The 22332-nt window shown below is 54.9% G+C and carries 19 protein-coding genes; 12 read left to right on the forward strand and 7 right to left on the reverse strand.

The features are described from left to right. Positions 1-2: 2 nt before the first annotated feature. Entirely contained in the window at positions 3-1973 is a 1971-nt protein-coding gene (locus tag QPK32_RS08675) for an ATP-dependent endonuclease (RefSeq protein ID WP_290412393.1), read from the reverse strand. Positions 1974-2530: 557 nt separating this feature from the next. Here QPK32_RS08675 and QPK32_RS08680 point away from each other — a divergent pair. Continuing rightward, the gene (locus tag QPK32_RS08680) at positions 2531-3445 is read left to right on the forward strand and encodes a hypothetical protein (protein ID WP_290412394.1); all 915 of its coding nucleotides are present in this window, start codon (positions 2531-2533) and stop codon (positions 3443-3445) included. An 11-nt stretch (positions 3446-3456) separates the two neighbouring features. Then, positions 3457-4251 (forward strand): hypothetical protein, encoded by a 795-nt coding sequence (locus QPK32_RS08685; RefSeq protein ID WP_290412395.1) that lies wholly within the window; start codon positions 3457-3459, stop codon positions 4249-4251. Between the two features lie 618 nt (positions 4252-4869). Here QPK32_RS08685 and QPK32_RS08690 read toward each other — a convergent pair. Beyond that, entirely contained in the window at positions 4870-6618 is a 1749-nt protein-coding gene (locus QPK32_RS08690; protein ID WP_290412396.1) for a sigma factor-like helix-turn-helix DNA-binding protein, read from the reverse strand. Between the two features lie 162 nt (positions 6619-6780). Here QPK32_RS08690 and QPK32_RS08695 point away from each other — a divergent pair, with 162 nt between their 5' ends. The 5 genes from QPK32_RS08695 to QPK32_RS08715 all read left to right on the forward strand — a co-directional run bounded on the left by QPK32_RS08695 (position 6781) and on the right by QPK32_RS08715 (position 12474). After that, a complete protein-coding gene (locus QPK32_RS08695; protein ID WP_290412397.1) occupies positions 6781-7260 on the forward strand; it encodes a hypothetical protein in 480 nt (159 codons plus the stop codon). 381 nt (positions 7261-7641) lie between these two features. Further along, positions 7642-7974, forward strand: a complete 333-nt coding sequence (locus QPK32_RS08700) for an H-NS histone family protein (RefSeq protein ID WP_290412398.1) — start codon at positions 7642-7644, stop codon at positions 7972-7974. Between the two features lie 164 nt (positions 7975-8138). Beyond that, positions 8139-8624, forward strand: a complete 486-nt coding sequence (locus QPK32_RS08705; RefSeq protein ID WP_290412399.1) for a toll/interleukin-1 receptor domain-containing protein — start codon at positions 8139-8141, stop codon at positions 8622-8624. A 551-nt stretch (positions 8625-9175) separates the two neighbouring features. Then, the gene (locus tag QPK32_RS08710) at positions 9176-11026 is read left to right on the forward strand and encodes an SIR2 family protein (protein ID WP_290412400.1); all 1851 of its coding nucleotides are present in this window, start codon (positions 9176-9178) and stop codon (positions 11024-11026) included. Between the two features lie 2 nt (positions 11027-11028). Beyond that, positions 11029-12474 (forward strand): nuclease PIN, encoded by a 1446-nt coding sequence (locus QPK32_RS08715; RefSeq protein ID WP_290412401.1) that lies wholly within the window; start codon positions 11029-11031, stop codon positions 12472-12474. Here the strand turns inward: QPK32_RS08715 and QPK32_RS08720 are convergent. Then, complete coding sequence (locus QPK32_RS08720; protein ID WP_290412402.1) at positions 12467-12985, reverse strand: hypothetical protein; 519 nt, start codon at positions 12983-12985, stop codon at positions 12467-12469. The two genes, QPK32_RS08715 and QPK32_RS08720, sit on opposite strands and share 8 nt — an antisense overlap. 800 nt (positions 12986-13785) lie before the next feature. Here QPK32_RS08720 and QPK32_RS08725 point away from each other — a divergent pair. The 4 genes from QPK32_RS08725 (at position 13786) to QPK32_RS08740 (ending at position 17393) form a co-directional block, all read left to right on the forward strand. Next, positions 13786-14280, forward strand: coding sequence for a hypothetical protein (locus tag QPK32_RS08725; protein WP_290412403.1), 495 nt, complete (start codon positions 13786-13788; stop codon positions 14278-14280). A gap of 221 nt (positions 14281-14501) precedes the next feature. Beyond that, the gene (locus tag QPK32_RS08730) at positions 14502-15779 is read left to right on the forward strand and encodes a Shedu immune nuclease family protein (protein WP_290412404.1); all 1278 of its coding nucleotides are present in this window, start codon (positions 14502-14504) and stop codon (positions 15777-15779) included. Positions 15780-16115: 336 nt separating this feature from the next. Next, positions 16116-16877 carry a DUF4145 domain-containing protein gene (locus QPK32_RS08735; RefSeq protein ID WP_290412405.1) on the forward strand — a complete coding sequence of 254 codons (762 nt, stop codon included), beginning with the start codon at positions 16116-16118 and terminating at the stop codon, positions 16875-16877. A 321-nt stretch (positions 16878-17198) separates the two neighbouring features. Beyond that, complete coding sequence (locus tag QPK32_RS08740) at positions 17199-17393, forward strand: hypothetical protein (protein ID WP_290412406.1); 195 nt, start codon at positions 17199-17201, stop codon at positions 17391-17393. Positions 17394-17899: 506 nt separating this feature from the next. Here the strand turns inward: QPK32_RS08740 and QPK32_RS08745 are convergent. Next, on the reverse strand, positions 17900-18859 hold the full coding sequence (locus QPK32_RS08745; protein ID WP_290412407.1) for a GGDEF domain-containing protein: 960 nt from the start codon (positions 18857-18859) through the stop codon (positions 17900-17902). A gap of 123 nt (positions 18860-18982) precedes the next feature. On the opposite strand from QPK32_RS08745, the gene QPK32_RS08750 reads away from it, so the two are divergent. Further along, positions 18983-19804: a helical backbone metal receptor gene (locus QPK32_RS08750; RefSeq protein WP_290412408.1), complete on the forward strand. Its 822-nt coding sequence runs from the start codon at positions 18983-18985 to the stop codon at positions 19802-19804. A 42-nt stretch (positions 19805-19846) separates the two neighbouring features. On the opposite strand, the gene QPK32_RS08755 is transcribed toward QPK32_RS08750, so the two are convergent. The 3 genes from QPK32_RS08755 to QPK32_RS08765 all read right to left on the reverse strand — a co-directional run bounded on the left by QPK32_RS08755 (position 19847) and on the right by QPK32_RS08765 (position 22284). Further along, on the reverse strand, positions 19847-20233 hold the full coding sequence (locus QPK32_RS08755) for an HPF/RaiA family ribosome-associated protein (RefSeq protein ID WP_290412409.1): 387 nt from the start codon (positions 20231-20233) through the stop codon (positions 19847-19849). Between the two features lie 105 nt (positions 20234-20338). After that, entirely contained in the window at positions 20339-21019 is a 681-nt protein-coding gene (locus QPK32_RS08760) for a DUF1345 domain-containing protein (protein WP_290412410.1), read from the reverse strand. Positions 21020-21021: 2 nt separating this feature from the next. Next, positions 21022-22284, reverse strand: coding sequence for an MFS transporter (locus QPK32_RS08765; protein WP_290412411.1), 1263 nt, complete (start codon positions 22282-22284; stop codon positions 21022-21024). Positions 22285-22332 lie beyond the last annotated feature (48 nt).

Here is a 22332-nt window from a genome sequence, read left to right on the forward strand (position 1 = left end):
GCTTAAATTCCTGGTAGCCGGGCCGCGATATGACGCAGGATCCGTTCAAGCGGCGCTGGCATCCGCGCCTTCAGGTCCGGCAGTTCAACATGCGACAGCGCGCGCAGGTGCGTGGCGGGTTTGCTGTGTGTGAGGAAGTGGTAGCGATAAGCTGGCATGTGCTGCTTGAAATTTTCCGCCGTACCGATATAGCTAGCGGACCCCGGGCCTGCGGTACCTAGCACGATCTTCCCCGCGTCCTCGACGCTCATACGTGGACCGGTTCCCTCGATTGTCGACTCATAGGCGGCCGGGAATGCCTCTAGCATCGCCAAGTCCAGGTCGAGAGGCCAGGAGAAGAATATCGCTGAGGACGATTCCAGATACCCCAGCCAGCTTTCCAGATGTTCGATGGGTCTAGATTCGAGCTGAGCGAGGCCTTCATCACTGAGGACGCTTCCATCGTTTAGTTTTAGGATCGCTTCCCGTGGAACGCCAAGTGCCAGCAACTGCTGAAGGGCATTCTTGACCCTGCCGTACCCGCCGCCAGCGCGGCCAAGGTCGAGGTCCAACAGGGTCGCGTACGGGATATCGAGGCCACGCAGCAGCCGCCAGAAATGGTTCACGTGCCTGCCGCCGAGCGGGACTATTGCTACGAACGATGGGTCTACCAACAGGTCGAGGGCCTCGGCTAGACGTGGCAGGACAATACGTTCAGAGTCTCCCTCGACCAGCAGCACAAACCGCGCGAAGTACAGCTCAGGGAAGGCAAGGAAGGCATTGCGCACAAACTTGACGGCATCGACCTCGCCTATCGGCATGGGAATGGGCTTTACCGTCGACGTACCGAACGCCGCGGTGCGCCGACAGTAGCGTACGTCGTCCGGCGGGATGCGTCCCAGCACAGAAGGCGAATGGCTCGATACGAACGCTTGACCAGCCCCGGTTTCGACGAGCGTGCGGATCTGCTGGAGGATACGCGACAGGTAATACGGCGCGAGGTGGTTTTCGGGTTCTTCGACCGCGAACAAGGTTAGGGCAGGCACGCTGAGTTCGTCAGCACGAAACCCGGTGATATCACCCGCTACTGCAGCGCGCTCCACGTCGAAGACTGCAGCAGCGAGGGCGAAGTAGAACAACGACTGTTGGCCGTCGCTCAAGGCCTCCAGGCCTCGGTCCTCACCAGTAGGGCCCCGCTTGAAGATAACACCAATGCGCGCGATGATCTGCTCGAAACGGCGGCTCATTAGGCTCAGTTCGGGATCGCAGTCGATATCGCCATCATGGAGTTTCCCCCATCGCTCGGCTATCGATCTGCTAATCGCCTGGATCGCGTTTTCGCTGCCGAACGCGGTCATCAGCTGCTCACTGGCGGCATTGACAACGGATTCCGTATCGTCCGACCATTCGATGGCCTTGAGCAGGCGTGCAGCCAATGCGCCAGTTGTGGCGCGGATCTGTGCAGCGGCGTCCCGGCTGGCCGGCGTGTAGAACAGCTGGATCAATCCACGATCGCTGGGCAGTACTGGTACTTCTTGATCAGGGCGTACAACATCGTCGTTGGTATGGATCCAGTTCAAGTCTTGGCTGACGGCCCCCTCGACGGTGCCATCAGCGTCCCATCGTGCGCGCAGGCGCATACGGCACAGAGGCGTTCCACCCGGACGTTCGATTCGCATGTGGCGGAACACTGGGGCGACTGTGGTAGCGGTTGCCGTTCCGTCCGCTAATTCCGGCAGGCTCAAACGCACGTCAATCATGAGTTCGCGCGACTGGGGGCGCTTGGTTTCTGTGGCGGCAACATGGAAATCGGATGCCGTTACGGTTCGTTGCGACCGTGTAACGCCAAACAGCCGCATGAGCGCTTGCAACACAGCTGTCTTGCCTGAGCCATTAGGACCGACGATGCCGGTGATACCCTGGCTAAGGCTGATTATCACCGGAACGTTGCCGAAGCATCGAAAGCCGGTAATAGTGATGCTATCAATATGCATCGATTAACCTCTACGTTAGTGATTCAATACATATCGGCGAACTCGCAGGAAGCAGCGGCGTCTCGTCGCACGAGTATATGTTTTGATGCTTACTCTATAGAAAGTTTGTTTCTATTGCAAGAAACTCGCCGTCTCTTTGCGATCCGAACACTAGCATGTGAGGTGCTGCGGAAGTGAACTGTCGCTAATGATGAGCTTGAGCTTGAACACATGTGTTGACTTGAGGAACATCACCGTTTCTAGCAACAAATGTTTGCTTTAAAAGCGAAAATACTCGGCTGCAGGAGTAAGCCATCGGTGGCTACCATTGTGCAGTGGCCGAACGGCCGAGTTTGACCTATTGCAGACGTAACGTTTAAGTTATGGCTTGGAGTGACAGTTGCAGGGTGATTCAAGTTGTGTTACACTGGTATCGATTCAAGAATGAGTCAGAGTATTTCTGCTCTCGTTCGGAAGGCTTTGGCGATTGGCCGGGCGCGGATTAGTGATGACCATGACATCCTATGACTCTCCCACTGGGTTAGGCCCAAATATGGCTCGTTGCTAGACATGACATCATGGATAGATTCGAAAAAAGGACTCTGCACGCAGGGTCCTTTTTTCATTGTGCAAAACTTTTTAAAGGCCGAATTATGCAAATTGACTGGATTGACATTGTCAAAGAAGCGTTGGATCTTACAATTGCTGATTTGGGTAAGGCCGTACCAGGAGCTAAGCTGCGTGCCGCTGTTGCTAAGATTGCGAAGAGCAGGAACCTCGATTTTCCGCCTCCTGAATTAAAAAAGTTTGCCGACTTTATTCGATTGAATCCGCAGGTCTTTGATGTAAAGTGGCGGCGTGGCCATGATATTCTTATTGTTCCTCAAGGTCGCACTGAGCTTTTCGACTCGGTAACATCTGAACGTGACGATTTTGCGAAACGGATTCGAGAGGACCTTTTTGACGCGCTCACGAAGGTTTTTTCTGGTAAGAAAGCACCGTTTTATCTGCCTACGACTGATTCGGTTTCTTGGTTAGATCCCAAAGATGGCGCACCGCCGGCGCTTTCTGTGCAACTTCCTCAATCTTCTAAAGAGAATGAGTTCGAAGTTCGGCGTAAGTTTTTGATGTCATTTGATGGTAGCGACACTTCTAAAGTCGCAATTGCGAAATCTTTAGAAACAGGCGCAGATCTCAAGGCGTTCACAGAGGCGATTCACTCAAATGGCCTCTCGGAAGAATGGCACACTTTCAGATTTGAATATCTTGCGGAAAAATTAAAGTCTTGGGCTGAAAAACATAACGTAGCCTGGCGGGATGATTGGATAGTTAACGAGCGTCCTAGCGCTCAAACTGCTACTTTTCCTGCTCAAGTAACTGTATCGGCTGAGAAAAAATCTTTAGTAGATATTTTTTCCGTATTGAATGAGGAAGATCTCTCGCGCATCAGCGTTCCTCTTGATATTGTTCTCAAGTTAATATCTTCAAAATAATTTGGGTTGGCATGCCAACATTTATCATTGCTGGATTCCAGAAATCCGTCTCTAATCAAATCAGGGCTGCATTGAATAAGGCAAAGCCGAATTTGCGTAATTGGCGCTGGGAACTCTTTCCTAGTAATGAAAATTCGGAATCAAAAATCTCCGAAAAGCAGGTGCCAAGCCTCTTAGATATGGCTGAAAAGAACGATGGGGCCCATATTTTTGGTGTGACCGCCCAGCGCCAAAATGGGGCAGCTCCAGATATTGGGAGTATGCTCAAAAGCTATTTTAGGTTGCGTTGGCTACCGGCACAAGCCGTTCGTTCACTGGGTGGTGGGGTAGACGCGGATTTCCTTCAGGCGTTGACTGCCGCTATCGATGAGGAAGATTACTGGATAGAGCACGTCAAACCTAAAGACGTGTCCTCACCTTTAATTCTGCCTGAACTATTCGAAACTATGCGGGGTCTTGATGATATGTGGCATTTATCAGAGAGCTACAATGATATCGGCCTTTTAACTTCTGCTGCTAAGAAAATAGAAAGATTTCAGGCTCAGCATCGGAGGCGCCATAGTTCGGGCTCCAAGAGTCCTTGGATTGATGCAAACGAAGACTGGCGATGGGAAGATAACGGCGCACCACATGGTGAGGCAGTGCAACATAAAGCGTGGAAATACTCTTTTTATGCGCCAAACTTTCACTTTGATGTTCAAAAGAATAGGCGACAAAGTACATTTACTGACTGTTATGGTAAGAGATACTCAATTAAGCAATATGTTAATGTAACTATGCATGGTGAGGTTATGAGCGCGAAGTAGATTTTTGTTTCGTAGTTTCATGGAAACTATATGTTGCCGTAAGCGATTGTGGTAATTTCCATAGTAATTTAATAATCAATAAAAGATAATGCTATCTATTTTTCTCATTGTTAGCAGTATTTCAGCTTTAAATTAAGGTTTGCTTATACTCGAACGTCAGCGTAGCAGATTCTAGATGCGTCTCTCTTAAGCTAACTCCAGCAATGAGTTAAAGGTGTAGACAAAATCGAATATTATAGGTGAGTCTTTGGGGTACGACACGCTCCGACCAATCCCATCTAGACGAATGCTTTATCCAACCTTAGCTCAAGTGCATAAGCACGCACGCTTCAATATAGCAAGCTGAGCGGAACCATTGATTTCGACCCTCTTTGGCTTGCGGTGCCGATCCGGGCTGATAGCTTGGATTCGACGTTGCACATTGGTGTGCTCTGCCATGGGCAAGATCACCTGTTGACTGTAAGGGAAGGCTCACACGTACTGCCATGCTGTCGAGCTTTAGTTCTGGAAGTGTTTGTAGGCCGGTTCGCTAGCTCTTGCTACTCTTTCACACAGTCCTTACATGCCAAGAAAAGTGCGGGGTTGCGACTGTACAAACATTTTGTATGTATTGAAGGGCTACGCCAGTTCATTGTCGTCGGGCAGGGGGCGTACACGCAGTACACGTTCGTCCACAGCTATACCGAAGAGGTACGCCATTCCTGCCTTGTAGCCTGCAGACCCAATGAGGTAACCGAAGCGCTTAAGGTACGGGTCGCCGACCGGATTTTCCACATACCTGGTGGTGCCATCAATACCGAGAATCTCGTAATCACCCGGTGTCAGGTACGGTTGCGATGCCGCCGGCGCAAACCAGTCGCCGCGGTCGAGGGCACTGCGGGGAAGGGCCGCTTCCATCTCATACCATCCGTCGACGAGCTGCAGCTGGCGCTTGACTTCACAGGCTTTTTGCAGCGCTTCGTGCGAAAAGCTGTAGCCGGTGATCGTCCATATCCCTTTGTCATGACGCCGAAATACGGGCGAGCTCATCAGCGCCATGTTCAAGGTAATCTTTTCGATTTGCTCCGTCGCGACCAGTTCTTCCGTCAAGGTCCGCCGGCTGGCCACCCCTCCATGGCGTTTGATAGCGGCGCAAATCATTAACTCGCTGGGTGAGAGATACGCGGCCGGGGCGTCGTCTTCGATCTCAGGCGCTAGCCTGAAGTCGTTGAAATGAGAACGCTGCATCTCTTGGAACTTGCTCAGCAGGACTTGCAGGACCGGCATCGGCACGGACACGGCAGCGGGTCCTAAACGCTCTCCCTGTTTGGGGAAGCGAGCGCGCGCCATCGCGCCGTACAGTTCTTCGATGTCTACTTGGCGATTCGCCGCCGACAGAACTTTGAGGGCCGTCCATTTAGCCCGGTTATCGGTACCAGGACCGTACCAGAACCAGCCCTCGTCTTCGAGGACCCATTCGAAGCCCAAGAACATGCGCGCGCACAGGATGACTTGCGTCGGCGTTGCAGCAAACCCCGCCGCCACGAGAGATCCCACGACGAAAAAGACGTGTGCAGCGCCCGCCTGACGAATCATTCCCAAGGACGTTTGTCGCACCGCCCGGACAAGGTCTTCATCCGGGGCATCGTCAGCCACAATAATTTTTTCCGGCGTCGCTGGCAGTGTGCCTCCCAGATTCCGCAGGTTGATGAGGCGATCGCCCAACACTTCTCGAAAAAACCGGTCAGCGCCCTCGATAGAGAGCTCGCCGCCGAGCAGCTGCTGAACACCTTCGGGAATATCGCACAAGCGACAGGGGAGACGTCCGACGAATGCAGCTCGCAGACGATCAATCAGTTCCGCCGGTGCTCTCGCAGGACCGAATAGAGTTCTTGCCTTGTCCTCGATCTGCCGTACCCGTTCGCGCGTCAGTCCAAGATCGTCCCCGATCGCCTGTAGCGTCGAAGCTTCCTCCCCCTTGGAGCCGTAGCGTCGGGTCATGATGCCAACGATGCGCTGCTCTCGGGGTGACAGTTCGGAATAGGAGGGAGTGCAACCCGAATGGCTGGGGCGCACATGCCAGGTGCAATACGCCAAAATGAACTGCGCAAACGTTTGTAATTCGCCATCGGCAAAGTCGAATACCGAAGAGCCTTGTTCGGGAGTGTCCAACTGCACGTTTCGAAGCCATCCCGCCGGGACCTTTAGCGCCGTCTCCCATGTCGCATCATGTTTCGTGGTTTGCGGTAGTAGCTTCTCCCATTGGGTCACGCTGGCAGCGGATACGCCTACCATTTCGCCCAGTTTGCCGCAGCTGATCTTTAGTGCGCGTCGTCGTTCCTTTGCCCGCTGCGCAAGGCTCGTGCGTGTCGCGAAATTAAGCTTCATTTAGCGCGGGCGTCGAGTGCTTCAAGGAGGGAACGAACTGGGGCATATGGATCCTTGCTTCGGCTGCCGGCCGAGGTTGGGCGCGTGGGCGCGGTTGTGATTCGTATATTAATACTACTGCAACACGCTTGGTTTACCGATAGCAATTTTGGTGCGACACTCTTGAATAAAGCACACCTGATGGAGTTGGCCTTGCCGTTGACAGCTATTCACGCCGCAACCAGAGAGATCGTTGAGGCCTTCGATATTGCGCCCGAGGGTTGGGAGCGAATGAAGGCCGAGCCGGCCGGATCGTATCTCATCCGCCGTAGTGGCCTGCCTGCAGTGCTCAAGAAAAATGTGCGCGGAACGTGCTGGTTTGCGGCTCGTCCAGGCGAAAGTGATCCTGAGTGTAAGCCGACGTCACCGGAACACGAATTTGCCCAGGTGCAGATCGTTAAAGCGCTTCGGGTCGTCGGCTTTGCTGCACGTATCGAGGAGCCCGGCTATACACCCGACGGGGAACGCTGGGAGGCAGATGTGTTCATCGAGCACGCCGACCGCAAGATAGCCATCGAAGTGCAGATGTCGCAGCAGTCCCTAGAAGAGTCGAGCGACGATCCGCGAAGTACGTGCAGTCTGGCGTTAAGGTTGTATGGCTAGTGAATAGCCGGCACTTTGAAAATTTCTCGCGCAGCTGCCTCACGCGCAATGGCGTCTCGTTTCCACGAGGGCCGATCGTAAACGGGGAGCGGTACCACCGCGACTTTCCCGCGTTCCCACTCAAATTTTACTGCCCGAAAGGCCAGCCGACTGACGAGGCCACGAAGGTGGCAGTCTTTCTGCCCCCTACCGGATGGCCAACGCGGGACCTGTCGCTCAGCGAATTCGCTGTGGGATTGGTTGGCGGGGCCTTGACCCACTCCCGGCGCAAATTCTGGGTGTGGACCAAATGAGGTCTTTTCTTCTAGCCCGATTTGATTTAAGTACTGGCTAGGATAGAATCGCTCAGGTAATTCCCCTTAACCCCAAAGGAGCTTATTGATGGCGAACATAGACCTGTCTAGCTACAACCTGAGTGAACTAAAATCCCTCCAACGCGAGATCGAAAAAGCGATGAAGGATCGGCAGGGGGAAGAAATGCAAAAAGCCCGCGAGCGGATCTTGGCCATTGCCAAAGATGCCGGGGTCTCTGTAGAGGAACTGCTCGTCACTACTTCGAAGAAGGTAAAGAAGGCAGGTTCTCAAAAGAGTCCGCCGCAATACCAAAATCCTGAGGATACATCTCAGACCTGGACGGGGCGGGGGCGGCAACCAAGGTGGCTTGCGGAAGGACTCGCAAACGGAAAGAAGCTTGATGATTTTCGGATGGGCTAAGCTACAGTAAGGTGCAGAACCTGTCCCTTGAGCTACGTCTTTAGTCGGCCTGGAGCTGCCATTTTCACTTGTTGTTGAGCGCTCCTCCAGTGTCGTTAGCCTGGCCAGCTATGTTCGTGCATGTCTTCGGATAGGAACAGTGGATAATTATAAAAGAGGTACTTGTGAGCTTCAAAGTTTTTGTTAGCTATTCTACTAATGACTTGTCTCAGGTCGAGAAGTTGCAACAGCAGCTAAAAGGAACTCCGATCGACGTATTCGTTGCGGAAAATTCAGTATCGCCGAGCCAAGATCTCGCCCAAGCTATAAATAACGCTATCGAGCAGTGTGATCTGTTCGTGCTAATTTGGAGCAAACATGCAGAGGCGTCGAAATGGGTTTCTCAAGAGATCGGTAAGGCGACTGCTTTGCGAAAGAAAATCTTGCCCTTAGTTCTTGACGATGGGATGTCGCTTCCTGGATTTATACAAAATTTAAAATATTTGCCAATTCATAAAGACCCCGCAGACGCCTTGTTGAGAGCAAGAAGTATCATCGTCGAAGCATACGAGGAAAAGTCACAGCGTGAATCTGCGGCTGCCCAAGCCGAAAAAGACAAACTTGCATTGATGGGGATCGGTGCGCTTCTTCTATGGGCCTTTAGTAAATGATTGACCATCTCAGGTGAAATGACGGAGCATCTGCTTTTCGTAGCGTGCTGCTTCGGTTGTTTTTAGAACCGAAGCTAGACTGGTAACTCTGCGCGAGTGACTGGAGCTTGTAGCCGTGGGGTGGCGCATTGGCTGCTTAACTTGCTATTCTTACCGGTCTGCTCCGCCGAAACGACAAGGTCACAAGGGTTTTGCAAGCAGGGATGTCGCACCGTAAAGATACAGCTTATTTTGCCTTACTTTAAGCCAGCTCCCATTCGGCGTAGAGTTATCACGGCCAACTCAGCTAGTCCGCACAATTCTTATAGCCTTCGGCGGGAGTCTGACGAAGCCGTACATCGGCTATAACTCTTGCCAAAGGTGCCTCATCGGCACAATGTCGGTGACCTTGGCCCAGTGAGTACGCGTAAACTTCTTCAGGGCGCGATGCTAAATTTACATCTTTGCAACTGTGCGCTATGCTAAGCAACAGATGTGCATGTCGATGGGAGAAGAGAGCAAAATCCCGCGCATGGTAAGTGCACCAAACAACTGCAAAACGGGAGTGGTTTTTGAGCATTCAGACGGTTTCGGGATCGCAGTTCGCCAGAGTGTTTTGCCTTCGGCCGACGCAATACGCATGGTTTTTAGGAGCAGGTGCATCAGCTACCGCCGGGATACCCACCGGCTATGCCATGATCACTGACTTTAAAAAGCGGATTTTTTGTGAGCTCTCAGGAGCTAAGCTGAAAGAGGTCGATGCTGATGATCCGCTGTGGATTCAGCGTATTGACGCATTCCTCGCTTCTCATTCGGATCTTCCCCCGCCCAACGATCCGTCTGAATACGCGGCTGCATTCGAGGCTGTTTTTCCGACGCCTGAGGATCGACGGAACTATATTAGCGACGCTGTGCAAAAGGGCACGCCATCCTTCGCACATCGTGTGCTGGCTGCTTTAATCACTACCCGTCGAGTTCCCTGTGTGTTCACGACCAACTTCGATACCTTGGTGGAAACGGCGGCAACCGTAACCGACCAGCTCGTTGCACCTGGTGATCGTGCTAACTTGTCGGTATCAGCCATCGACAACGCGGACCGCGCGATGCATGCCTTGGGAGAGAGCCGTCCACTTCTAGCGAAAATCCATGGCGATTACCATTCAGTCAGTTTAAAAAATACGACCGATGAGTTACGTGTGCAGGACGCGCAAATGCGCACAGTGTTGACGAGCGCATGCGCGCGCTATGGTTTGGTTGTAGTTGGGTACAGCGGGCGTGACGCTTCGGTGATGAAAGCATTAGGCGATGCCTTGACTCAACCTACGTCATATCCTGCAGGAATTCATTGGGTTACCCGATCTGCGGACGGGCTGTTGACAGACGTCCGTGTCTTTCTGGAAGCGGCAAGTGCGAAAGGTATTCGGGTTAACATTGTCGAGTGCCCGACGTTCGATGAGCTGGCGGCAGATATTGCCGATGGGTCGAGCTGGCCTCAACAGATCGATGCCCACATTGGAGCATATGCAGCACCAAGCAAGCTTAAGCCCGTCCGACTGCCGACTGTGGAGCATAGTACGTTTCCAGTGTTGCGGTGTTCAGCCCTTCCTATTTTAGAGATGCCAAGGGTGGCGAGACGGATTCGGCTTGATCGAAGTGTGACTACACCAGAGGCTCGACAGATGCTGCGGGATGCTGACGTCTGGGCGATTGTTGCAAGTAGAGGAAACGAGATTGCCGCATTCGGAAACGACGAGGGTTTGGTTCGAGCCTTTGCCGGGGTCGGCGGCCGACTTGATGGCACGGTGACGTTGGCGCCCGATATCGATAGTTGGGCTCTTGGCCTTTTGTATGAAGCAGTTACACGAGCGGTCTGCCGCCATCGGCCATTACGAGCTCGACGACGACGTGGGGACCATGCGGTGATGGTACACGGCGACTCGGAGAAGGAAACGGATCAGTCTCGTGAGGTCCGGCTATCTAAACAAGCGAAACTTCGAAACGCTTATTCTTCTGCGCTTTATGGCACCACTCCGCAGGGATATCCATTCTATGAGGGTGTTGAGTTGCACTTGGAGCAAGCTGCAGAGCGCTGGTGGCTGACATTTGAACCGACGACTTTCGTTGAGGTTCCGTATCCTGAACATGCTCGAGAGAAGCCGAATGCAGAAGCAACTCTTGAGAAGCCACGATTTGTTGATCCTACAATCGATTGGCGTCGGGAGCGTTGGGCGAATCGCTACAACCATGTTTGGGCAGGGATCATTGACGCTTGGGCTGACTTGCTTGCCGGTGATGGCGGCCGCAGTTTGCTGGCGACGGGCGTTCCTCTGGATGAGGGCATCGACGCGGTATTCAAGTTATCACCCATCACCGCATGGAGCCGGCCGAGCCATGATCACGCCTATTTTCACAGAAACGGGTAGCGATGGACTATAACTTTTCGAAGACCCCATCGTTCTCCCTACTCGACGAGCCTGCGCTGACCTTCAGCAGCGAGGATACAAGTCTGGACGAGAATCCACTGCGCGGGTTACTGCGGTTCGGTGCATACAATGGCAGGACTTTCGCGGACTATACGCCGAAGCTTCGTATTGCAACGATTGCACCAGCATCGGGTTGGCCGAGACTTCGAAGTCTGGTTGACACTATTCGAACAGGGCATGAAGCAAGCGACCGTCGCGCCTACCTACCGGCGTTTCCAGGTTTCGAAGCACTTTTTCGGGTTCCTCTCGTAGCCGGACCCAAAGACGTCCACATTAAATGGCCGGACAATCTTATGGAATTGGCTCCGGCAGGAGCGCCACATGAGCGTTTGTTCTCGGGGATGTCGCAGGCAATGGCGCGCCTCGATGCGTTACATGACCAGTTCGATGTCGTGCTTGTCCACTTGCCCGATGCGTGGCAAAAGGCATTTGCCGTGCATGGATTTGACGCACATGATGCACTCAAGGCACTTGGAGCCCAGTATGCCATTCCAACCCAAGTGATTAATGATCGGGTTTTCAATTTCCGACTTAAAGCGTCATTGGCTTGGCGTCTTTCCATTGCGTTGTTTACGAAAGCTGGGGGCATTCCTTGGAAGCTTGCTCCGATAAAAGGCGTCCCCGAAAACACGGCATACATTGGCTTGGCCTACGCGTTACGTGGAGACCCTAAATCAGCCCAGTTCGTTACATGCTGTTCGCAGGTGTTTGATGCGGATGGAGGCGGCATGCAATTCGTGGCATTTGAAGCCAAGGATCCGGTTGCTGACCCACGTGAAGCGCGGCGTAATCCATTCCTCAGCCGGAGTGACATGCGGGCAGTAATGGCGCGTAGCCTAAGCCTGTACTTGCAACGAAACGGCGGGCATCTACCCCGACGTTTGGTCATCCATAAAACGACAGCGTTCAAGAATGAGGAATTGGAAGGCGTTTTCGACGGCCTGTCAACGATTCCTGAGGTCGAATGTATAGAGATAGGAAGCAGTGCTACTTGGCGTGGAGTGTGGTTAACACCCGGCAGGCGGAATGGTGTCAGAAGTATACCAGACCGTGCCCCTGTTCCGCGGGGGACTGTTTTGGTTCGAACCGGAGACTCGGCATTACTGTGGGCATCGGGTAACGCACCATCGGCCGCACTCAGTGGGGCTCTTTATTTTCAAGGTAGCAAGAGCATTCCCCGGCCCCTCAACATCATACGACATGCGGGGCAAGGCCCCTTGGAGATCGCAGCGCTTGAAACCCTCGCGCTGACTAAGATGGACTGGAACAACGACGCGCTGTACGACCCGGTGCCGGTGACCATACGCTATTCGCAGAAGTTGGCCCGAACAATCGCAAATGTGCCCGGCCTCCCGGGACATGCATATCCTTATCGATTGTTTATGTAATCGCGAGCTTTCCTCGAAACAGTCGGGCAGTATCGATGACAATCGAAGCGATCTCTTCTTCCCATCCCAATTCCATCAAAAGATTCGTGGAAAAAGAGTCTACGGAACTTGCAATTAGAATAAGTGCACAAAGAAACTCAGGGGTGACCCTCCAAGGATTCTTTCTCTTCGAATAAATGTGAGAAAGGTAATTCCTCAGCAGCTCTTTGTTGTCGATTAAAAGCTGATCAATTTTTCTAGTATCAGAGACTTCTGCAGTCTCCATGTGCCGGGATAGTTCTTCATTTTTCTCATCAGGGTAGTCCGGCCAAAAGCCTAGGCGCATTGCGTACTGGTAAAAAGACATTACTTCATGAGAGTTGTATAAATAATTCGTCAAAGGATTTTTGTTTTGCATATGCCTAATAGAGTTTTGTTTAAGCTCGGAAAATGGTTTTCCTGACCAAAAAATTGTAACAAGAGATTTACGGAACTGCTCAGTGTACGATCTTGTTGCATCTATTGCAATCAAGTGGCGGATTGGAAGTCCCTCCCTCGAAGTGGCTATTTCAGCAACTTTGACGCGTCTCTTGCTACATTTTCAATCTAGTAATAGCTTTGCCAGTAGCGTGCTATCCTAAGGTAAAGTTAGGACCTTCGGACAAGAATTTGCCAATTTTTGGCCGACATATAGTAGATGGCGCGCACATTGTACTGACGGAATTCTTGTAGTAGCTTGCTAGCGAAGGGTGCTTCGGCAGCTCTCAAGCGACCCTGAATATTGCGCCATGTCAACTTCTCTCGGGAGAGGGCGCGAACCCTACTACATAGCCAGGTCTTGAGTAGGGGCGTGTGCACGATCAGTCGGCACTGGTAACGTATGGGATGGATCCAGGATCGCGCTCACGACCGGTAAGGGTAGATGTGAGCAGTTGCTTCGCACGGAGGCTGCTGGCACTGTCACGATGTTTAGATCTAGCGTTGACTGTCAAGACTGTGGTAGACTAGATACTCGAGGGCCATGTGCAAGGAGTAGGCTATGGTTTACGTAAGCAAATTGATGACTCAAAATCGATTCACGCCGCTGAAGCCAAGATCTTCAGAGCCATTGACATCGACACACACACAAGATCACTTGGATACTCAGAAAGTTCTTTCGGATCGAGCTTCTCGCCCAGTTGGGGATGATCCGTTGCAAAAGTTTACTAGTTCCATGACGGATGAGGAAATCACCATCCAGTTTATGCAGCTAATCCAAAAAGCTCAGCAAGCTGTCGCTGCATAAATTATTAAAACTTACTACAAAGGTCCGCATGTCGGGCCTTTTTTTATATGACTACAACAAGAAAAATTTTATTTCATCAGGATTTCGTTAGCGGTAGATTAGATACACCTACATTTGTTGACCTCGGGTATATGAAGGCTCTGGATCTAGGAAACCTTAAAACCTGGTTCACTAGGGTGTTAAGGGGAGAGCAGCTCGAGGGATTGAATAAACCTTCGTGGATGACAAATGGCGGCATTGAGATTAATGGTGCTGAGCTTTATAAGCAGAATAATATTTGGCATTATCATTGTGGGGTTTATGTAAATCAGCCAGGAGATCCGATCGCTTGGACCGATGCAAACTTGGATATGAATGTTCAGGGAAAAACGTCTGCTGCGGTCTATCATTATGCAAAGACGTCGGATGCAATTGTGATTTTGGGGTATTCTCCTGAGCACGTCCCGTTTCCAGGAGCGACTGACCCAAACAACCCGTTAGTGAGCAGGACTGGCAGGTTGACTAAGACTCTTGATCTTACCGGCGGCATGTTAATTAAATGATTTTCGTTGCCATGAGTGAAAACGGCCCGCAATGGGCCGTTTTGATTTTAAGGCACATCTCCTGTAACGAAAAACATTAGAGCAAGTGTGGCTCGAATATAATCGATTCGATTCTTGTGTTTTTAGTGTTTTTCCGGAAAACTTTGATAAGTCATATGTAGTGTCGCAGTCGCCTCCCATGGGTCGCTAAATGCCATGAAACTCCCTTTTCTAGATCATCCATGATCAAGCCTGCTGTTGAATTCGAAATATCCGATGACGAGTTCTGCCTCGTCTACCGCCCACGCGACGGCACCAGTTGGGTTTACGAAAGGTTCGCGCGCGGCGATGAGTTGCTGGTTAAAGGCACTTTCCACCTTACGTCTCGGGATCTCATTGGAGGCGCTGTCGAAGAGGTGGGCAATCCTGCCCGCAATGATGATGACATCGTGTGGATAGAAGACGATCGATTGGTGTTTGCCATTGCGAAGGCAGAGGGCGAATACTTCCGTTTCAAACCGGAAATCCTAGGTTTTGAGACGCCGGTCCTGCTGCATCGGGATGCGCGACCTGACTGGAAATGGTTCAGTGCAGAGCGCAAGGTGTCCATACTTGGGGTCATTCAAAGCCTTAGCCTCGAGCGTATCGTCATTGGTGGCCCAGAACCCGATGCTATCCCGATTGGAGAGTACGAACGACTGCTAAATCAATTCCCCACATCTCACGAACTGCGCCGTTACGTCCAAGCACGCGTCGGCACCGTAGTTCGCCAGTACACCGAGCCGGCCGTCGATGCTGAAGCGCTACTAAATGCATATGTCGACAAACGCACCGTGGCTTCCGTGCCAAACTTAGAGGATGCCTTTCGTCAGTTCGACGTTGCCAAGTATGCCTTCGCCCTGGATCGGCTGCGGGCCATGCTGGCCAATGAGGCCGGGACGTCGGAAGCGCAGTGGCAACTAGAAATTGTAGAGATTATCCAGCTTCTGAATCCTAGGTACATAAAAGCCTTTACCGAGGTCAGGCTTTGGGACACCGACGCCTCCACTTGGCGTCGCATCGACATCCTCTTGGTAGATGCATCTGGCAACGTTGATGTTATTGAGATCAAGAAGCCGATGGGTAAGCCCATTATGCTACCAGTGCTGTACCGCGACCACCACCTGCCGATGCGTGACTTGGTCGGCGCAATGGGCCAGGTTACTCATTACCTGAGGCATTTGAACCGGTGGGGGCTGGTTGGAGAAAACTTCTTGACCAAACTGTTTAGTGCTGACCTGCCATCCGGTTTCAGAATCCGGATAATTAACCCCCTAGGCATTTTGATCATGGGGCGTTGTAACACGCTATCCGAGGGGCAAAGGCGCGAGTTTGAAGTGCTACGCCGCGATTCCAAGGGTATCGTCGACGTCATCACCTATGATGACCTATTGGCGCGGCTTCAGGCGGTACTCAATCAATTGCGCAGCGGCCCTGTTCTAAGTGCTGCGCCTGCAGTATTGCCGAGTAATTCGTCATAAATACCAGGGCTTGGCTAAAGTTCCATGCACTGAAATTGAAAGCGTCTGTCGAGCCCTGTTGCGACCTGCCATGAACGACTGATTCGCGGTCAAGGTCAGCTCGCTTCGGCGAAGTACCGCGCTGAACGTTGCCAAGAATAAATTTCGCGCTTACACTGCTATTATTCTCTTCTGGTCCAGAGGTAGTCGCCTAAATTTTATTTACTCGTCCATACGGATCGAGGTCAACAAAAAAATTATTGGCTACGCTGATTTCGCGAACGGCATCTTGTTAATAGCAACAGGCTCCTATCATAACGGTAGCGGCCGTCCTCAAAATAACGTTAAGTATCATATATGGATCGTGCTCCTTACCATCTCCCGTTTGGCAGGAATCAAATACCCGGCTGGAAATGCCCCGCGTGCGGTACGGGTCACCTAGCTCTCGACCCAAAGCATTTAATCGCGCGCGAAACGGCACAAAGCCTAGTTGAAAAAAAACATCCCGAATGGGAGCCGGACTGGATCCGCTACGTTTTCGCTTGTACATTTCACTGCAATAATCCAAATTGCAAAGAACCCATCGCATGCTCAGGAACTGGTTCGGTCGAGTACGTTGAAGTCGAGGATGAACAATACGGATGGGGGCATGTGCCGGAGGATCGGTTCACGCCAAAATTCTTTATGCCAGCGCTAACCTTAATGGACATTCCAGGTGATTGCAGAGCGAGCGTTTCGGTCCATCTTGAAGAATCTTTTGCACTATTTTTCAACGATCCTGGCGCAGCGTTAAATGCGGCGCGCGCCGCTGTTGAAGCACTTCTCACTGACTTGGGAGTAAAACGCTTCGTCGTGTCGAAAGGGAAGCGTAGGCCGATCAATCTGCACCAGCGAATTCTTCACTTGCCTGCAAAATATCAGCATCTCGCAGATCTGATGTTGGCGGCAAAGTGGCTTGGAAATGCAGGCAGCCATGACTCCGGTGCACCCACACAAGCAGATGTAAGAGTTATGTATGATCTCTTGGAGCACGTTCTTTCCGAAATCTATGAAGAGAAAGGGAAGAAGCTAAAGGCCATAGCCAAGAAGGTCAATAAGAAGAAGGGGCCTGCCAGTTGATTGAATACGCTGTTAGCGCCCTGAAGGTTACTTTGTGTATCGTTGATATCCCAGCACTAGGAGATAGGTAATGAGTTTCAATGAAGGCCTAATGCAAATGCGGTTGAGCAGGTCAAAAAGAATCGATGCACAGGCGGTCGCCTTTTCCCACGTAATGACAAGCCAACCTGATCGGCCCACGAGAATGAAAGTCTTATAAAGGTTGAGCGCAAAGGCAACCTTGCGTTTTCGATTCATGCGCACAGACGCGAGGTCATAGCGCGATATAGTCAAGTATTCGTCAAGGACGACACAACTCCCAAGGGGCGGTATGAATTTATCGTGCTGCCCGAAGAGTATTCTGCGCCGTCTGCTGCACCGACAACGCTATTTCACTTCGAATTCGGAGCGATGGGTGAGTTTATGCTTGGTGAAAGAGAATTTGCATGCGACCCGGATGACTTAGATAAGGCATTTCTACGGAATTCCGTGATCAACTTTGTGATCGGCGCACTTCAAGAGTTCCTATCAGCATGATTGCATATGTGTCAGGGCTTGATAGCCGAGTTATGACAATATTTTGGAATACTTGCAGCGTGAACTCGGTCACGGGTATTGGCATATTAGCGTTGTTTTCTCGGACGGGTGCAAGCAGAGGTTTAGCAGCATGTCCATGAAATGGTGTCGCCGGCGCCTCTACTAGTATCGACCAGCGTACTAACGCGCCCTTACGCTACGTCGACATTGTATTGTCAAGTTGAGGCCACTGATCTTCAGCCGCGCCAAAAGTGTAAACAACTCGTGGCGTTCAGAAAAAACACCTATATTGTTTACAAAAATGACAAGTTTTAGGACTCATGGATCGCTTTCGCTTTGATATCCAGTGCCTCTTGTCTGTTTACACTTGACAATAGGTCGATAAATGAAAGAGGAAGGTATGGTTGCTCATGTCGGTGCTGCGCTGCCTGGAAAATTGCAAGCCGCCATTCTAACGCGGCGCCCCGGTACGGCCCAGCAGTCCGTCAATGCCGAATGGCGAACGACTACACGGCGATGCGGTCGCGCCCAGCTTCCTTGGCCCGGTACAGGGCGGCATCGGCGGCCTCGACGAGGGCGCGTTCGTCCTGGCCGGCGGCCAGCGTGGCCACGCCGAACGAGCCCGTGATGTGCGGCAGCGGCTGGCGCATGTCGCCGAACACGACGGCGTCGCGCATGCGCGCGCACAGGCGTTCGGCCACCATGATGGCCAGCTCGCGCGGCGTGTCGGGCAGGATCGCCGCCAGTTCCTCGCCGCCGTAGCGCACGGCGAAATCGGTGGGCCGCAGCGCCGCGCGGATCGCCCCGGCCGCCGCGACCAGCGCGCCGTCGCCGGCGATGTGGCCGTGGGTGTCGTTGAAGCGCTTGAAGTGGTCCAGGTCGATCATCACCAGCGACAGCGGGGCGCCGTCCTGGCTGGCGCGGGCCACCAGCTTGGGCAGCATGTCGTTCAGCCAGGCGCGGTTGTACAGGCCCGTCAAGGCGTCGTTGAACGACATCTGGCGGTAGAACTCGCCCAGCTTCTGGCGCCGCCGCAACAGGGCATTGGCGGCACGGATGCGGAAGGACAAGAGGCGCAGCAGGTTGCGCGCGACGCCGTGGTGGCGCTCGATCAATTGCCACACGAGCTCGGGCTCGATGACGAGCAGTTCGCTGTCCTCCAGCGCGACCATCGCGGCCAGGTTGGCGGCATCGTCCAGCACCGATTGCTCGCCCACGCTCTCGCCGGGCAGTACGTGTTCGACGCCGCCTTCGCCCATCGTCGCCGGCGCTTCCACGCCGAGCTCGCCGGACAGCACGATGTACAGGCGGGCGCGCAAGCCATCCTCGACGGCCTCGCCCCTGGCGACGCGCACGACGGCGCAGCCCGCCAGTTCGGCGGCGACGGCCGGGGTGTCGATGCCGCGGAACAGCTCGAGATCAGCGACATGGTAGCGGGACGCACCGAAGGTGCCGTTGGCGTGCATAGACTGGGCTGACTCTCTAGTTGACTTTCGGAAACTAAGCTATATTGACGACTCCGCATCATACCTCATGGACATACGGCACGGCATCTGGCGCAGGGCGGAGAACGGTGGTTGAATGGCGGGATGAACGCTTCCAACGACACTTCCGACGCCGCCGACGACGCGCTGGTCGATGCCCTCGGCCGGCGCCACGTGCCCGCGCCCGAGGCGCGCATCGTCTGCCTGGTCCCGTCGATCACCGAACTGCTGTGCACGCTGGGCTTGGCGCCGCGCCTCGTCGGCCGCACGGGCTTCTGCATCCATCCGCGCGAGACGGTAGCCGCCATTCCCAAGGTGGGCGGCACCAAGGACGTGAACATCGAGAAGATCCGGCGCCTGGCGCCGACCCACGTCGTCGTCAACATCGACGAGAACGAGAAGCCGACCGTGGACGCCCTGGCGGCCTTCGTCCCGCACGTCGTCGTCACCCACCCGAACGCCCCGCGCGACAACCTGGCGCTGGCCCGGCTGATGGGTGCGCTGTTCGGCGCCCGCGAGGCCGCCGCGCGCTGGTGCGCCGCGTTCGAGGACGAGTACGCGCGCCTGCGCGCCATGCCGCGCGCACCCGCGCGCACGGTGTTGTACTGCATCTGGCAGGATCCGTGGATGGCGGTGTCGCAGGGCACCTACATCGCCGCGATGCTGGCCGAGATCGGCTGGAGCGTGCCGGTGCTGGGGGGCGAGCGCTATCCGCGCTTCGCCTGGTCGCAGGAACTGGCCGACGGCCTCGATGCGGTGCTGCTGTCGACGGAGCCTTACCGCTTCACGCAAGCGCATGCGGACGCACTGGAAAAGCAGCTTGGTCTTCCCGTGCTGCTCGTCGATGGCGAGATGATGTCGTGGTACGGCAGCCGTGCGCTCGATGGCTTGCGCTATCTGCGCGGACTGCGCGCCATGCTGGAGTAAGCCATGCCGCCCCTGCCCGGGCAGGGGTGGCGGAGGGGGCGATTACAGGCCGCTGGTGAGGTTCTTGTCGGACTCGGGCTCCGGCAGCAGGTCCGCCGGGATCGGCTCGCGCATCTTCTTGTCGTTCAGGCGGCCGAGGGCGCTGTCCAGCGCACGCTTGAGCTTGTCGGCGGCCTGGGAGATCGACATGTCCAGGTTCTGCGCATGGGCGTGCACGACCACCGGCGCATAGCCGGAGACGCGCGCTTCCATCATGCAGTAGTTGCTGCCGTCTTCGTGTTTCTGGCTGTTCTCGTTGCTCAGGTGGACGTCGACGCGGCGCACGTGCTCGCCGAAGCGGCCTATCGAAGCTTCGACGTTGCTGCGGACGCGTTCGTCCAGGCCCTGGTGGCGGTCGATGGTGTTGTCGGTGTTGATATTGATTTCCATGAATTCCTCCAAGTAGTGAATCGTTGGAACGATCTTACACGTCCTGCATGAGAATTCATGTGGGCCAGCGCACGCAGTTTTTCAAGTCCTCAACACATACCCGCTTTAATTATTTACCACGCTGGCCGCGATATTGATCGACAAGCCAAGGATGACGAGGTTGAAGAAAAAGGCCAGCACCGAGTGGCCCAGCACCAGCTTGCGCATCGGGCGCGAACGGATGCTCACGTCGGACGTCTGCACGGCCACCGAGATGGTGAAGGAAAAATACAGGAAGTCCCAGTAGTTCGGCTCGAGGGCATCGTCGGGAAAGCGCAGCGGCGGGCCGCCCGCATCCTCGCTGCAGTAGTACAGGTGGCCGTAGTGCAGCGCGAACAGCACGCCCACCAGCAGCCAGGAGCCGATCACGGTCAGCACCGTGAACGCGTAGTGCAGCGCCGCCTCGTCGGGACTTATCTTGCCCATGCGCGCCAGTTCGGTGACGATGGCGTACAGGCTCAATATGGCGCCCAGCACCATCGCCGTCAGCACCGCGCGCGCGCTTTCGTCCTGGCGCTCGGCGACGGCGCGCACCTGGCGGTGGTCGGCGCGCGCCATCATCCACGCCATGCTGGCGAGATAGGTCCAGACCCCGCTGTTCCAGCCGACCAGCGCGCGCCACACCCACGGGTGGCTGCCCGGCAGCAGCAGCGCGACCGCGAGCCCGAACACGACGCCCAGCACCAGGTGCGGACGGGCGCGCACGAAGCGCGCGGGGCGCGAGCCGTGATGGCGATGCCGTCCCATGGCTATTGCGCCTTGGCCCGCGCCGCTTCCTCGGCTTCGTGGTGCGGGAAGCGGTCCATGCGCGACAGCACGGGGAACAGCTTCATCCAGGTCGCGGTGACGACCAGCGTGGCCACGCCGCCGAAGATGATCGCGGGGACGAGGCGGAACCAGCTCGCCGTCACGCCCGATTCGAATTCGCCCAGCTCGTTGGACGCGCCGATGAACACCGCGCTCACGGCGCTCACGCGGCCGCGGATCTCGTCCGGCGTCTCGTACTGGACCAGCAAATGGCGGATATACACGCTGATCATGTCGCCGGCGCCGAGCAGGAACAGCGCCGCCAGCGCGATGGGGAAGCTGTGCACCAGGCCCATCGTGACGGTGGCCAGGCCGTACAGGGCGACACCGCCGAACATCCAGGCGCCGACCCGGCGCGTGATCGGATAGAAGGCCAGCGCGATCGAGCACAGCGCGGCGCCGGCGCCCGGCGCCGTGCGCAACAGGCCCAGCAGTTCGGGACCCGCATGCAGCACGTCGTGCGCGTAGGCGGGCAGCAGGGCGGTGACGCCGCCGAACAGCACGGCGAACAGGTCGAGCGAGATCGCGCCCAGCACGATCGGGCGCGACCACACGAAGCGCAGGCCTTCCAGCAGCGTGTTCCAGCTGACCGGCGCCTTGGCGCGGGCCTGCTGGGCGCTGTGGGTACCGGACATGAGCAGCACCGACAGCGCCAGCAGCACGCTCGACACCGTGTACACGACGTTCGGCCCGAGCACGTACAGCAGGCCGCCGACCACGGGGCCGGCGATCGTCGCCACCTGCATGCTCGAGGAGCTCAGGGCCACCGCCTGCGAGAATTCGTGGTTGGGCACCAGGTTGCGCAGCACGGCCTGGGAGGCGGGCATCATGAAGGCGCGCGCGCTGCCGTACAGCACCAGCACGGCGAACACGGGCCAGACGACCTTGCTGCCGGACAGCGTGAACGCCACCAGCAGCAGGCTGCACAGCAGCTGCGTGGCCAGGCACAGCATGACGATGTTGCGGCGGTTGTGGGTGTCGGCCACGTGGCCGGCCCACAGGATCAGCACGAGGAAGGGCGCGAACTGGGCCAGGCCGATGAGGCCCAGGTCGAACAGGCTGCCGGTGATCTGGTACACCTGCCAGCCGACGGCGACGCTCTGCATCTGGACGGCGAGCGTGCCGAGGAAGCGGGACGACAGGTAGAAGGAGACGTTACGGTTGCGCAGGACGGCAAGGCCGCCTGAAGGCGAGGGCGATGGCATGGACGGGCAGGATTCGGACGAAATACAGGGCGCAATACAGCGCAAAAG

It is taken from the genome of Massilia sp. YIM B02763 (assembly GCF_030412015.1).
In the GTDB taxonomy this organism is placed as follows: Bacteria; Pseudomonadota; Gammaproteobacteria; order Burkholderiales; family Burkholderiaceae_D; genus Telluria.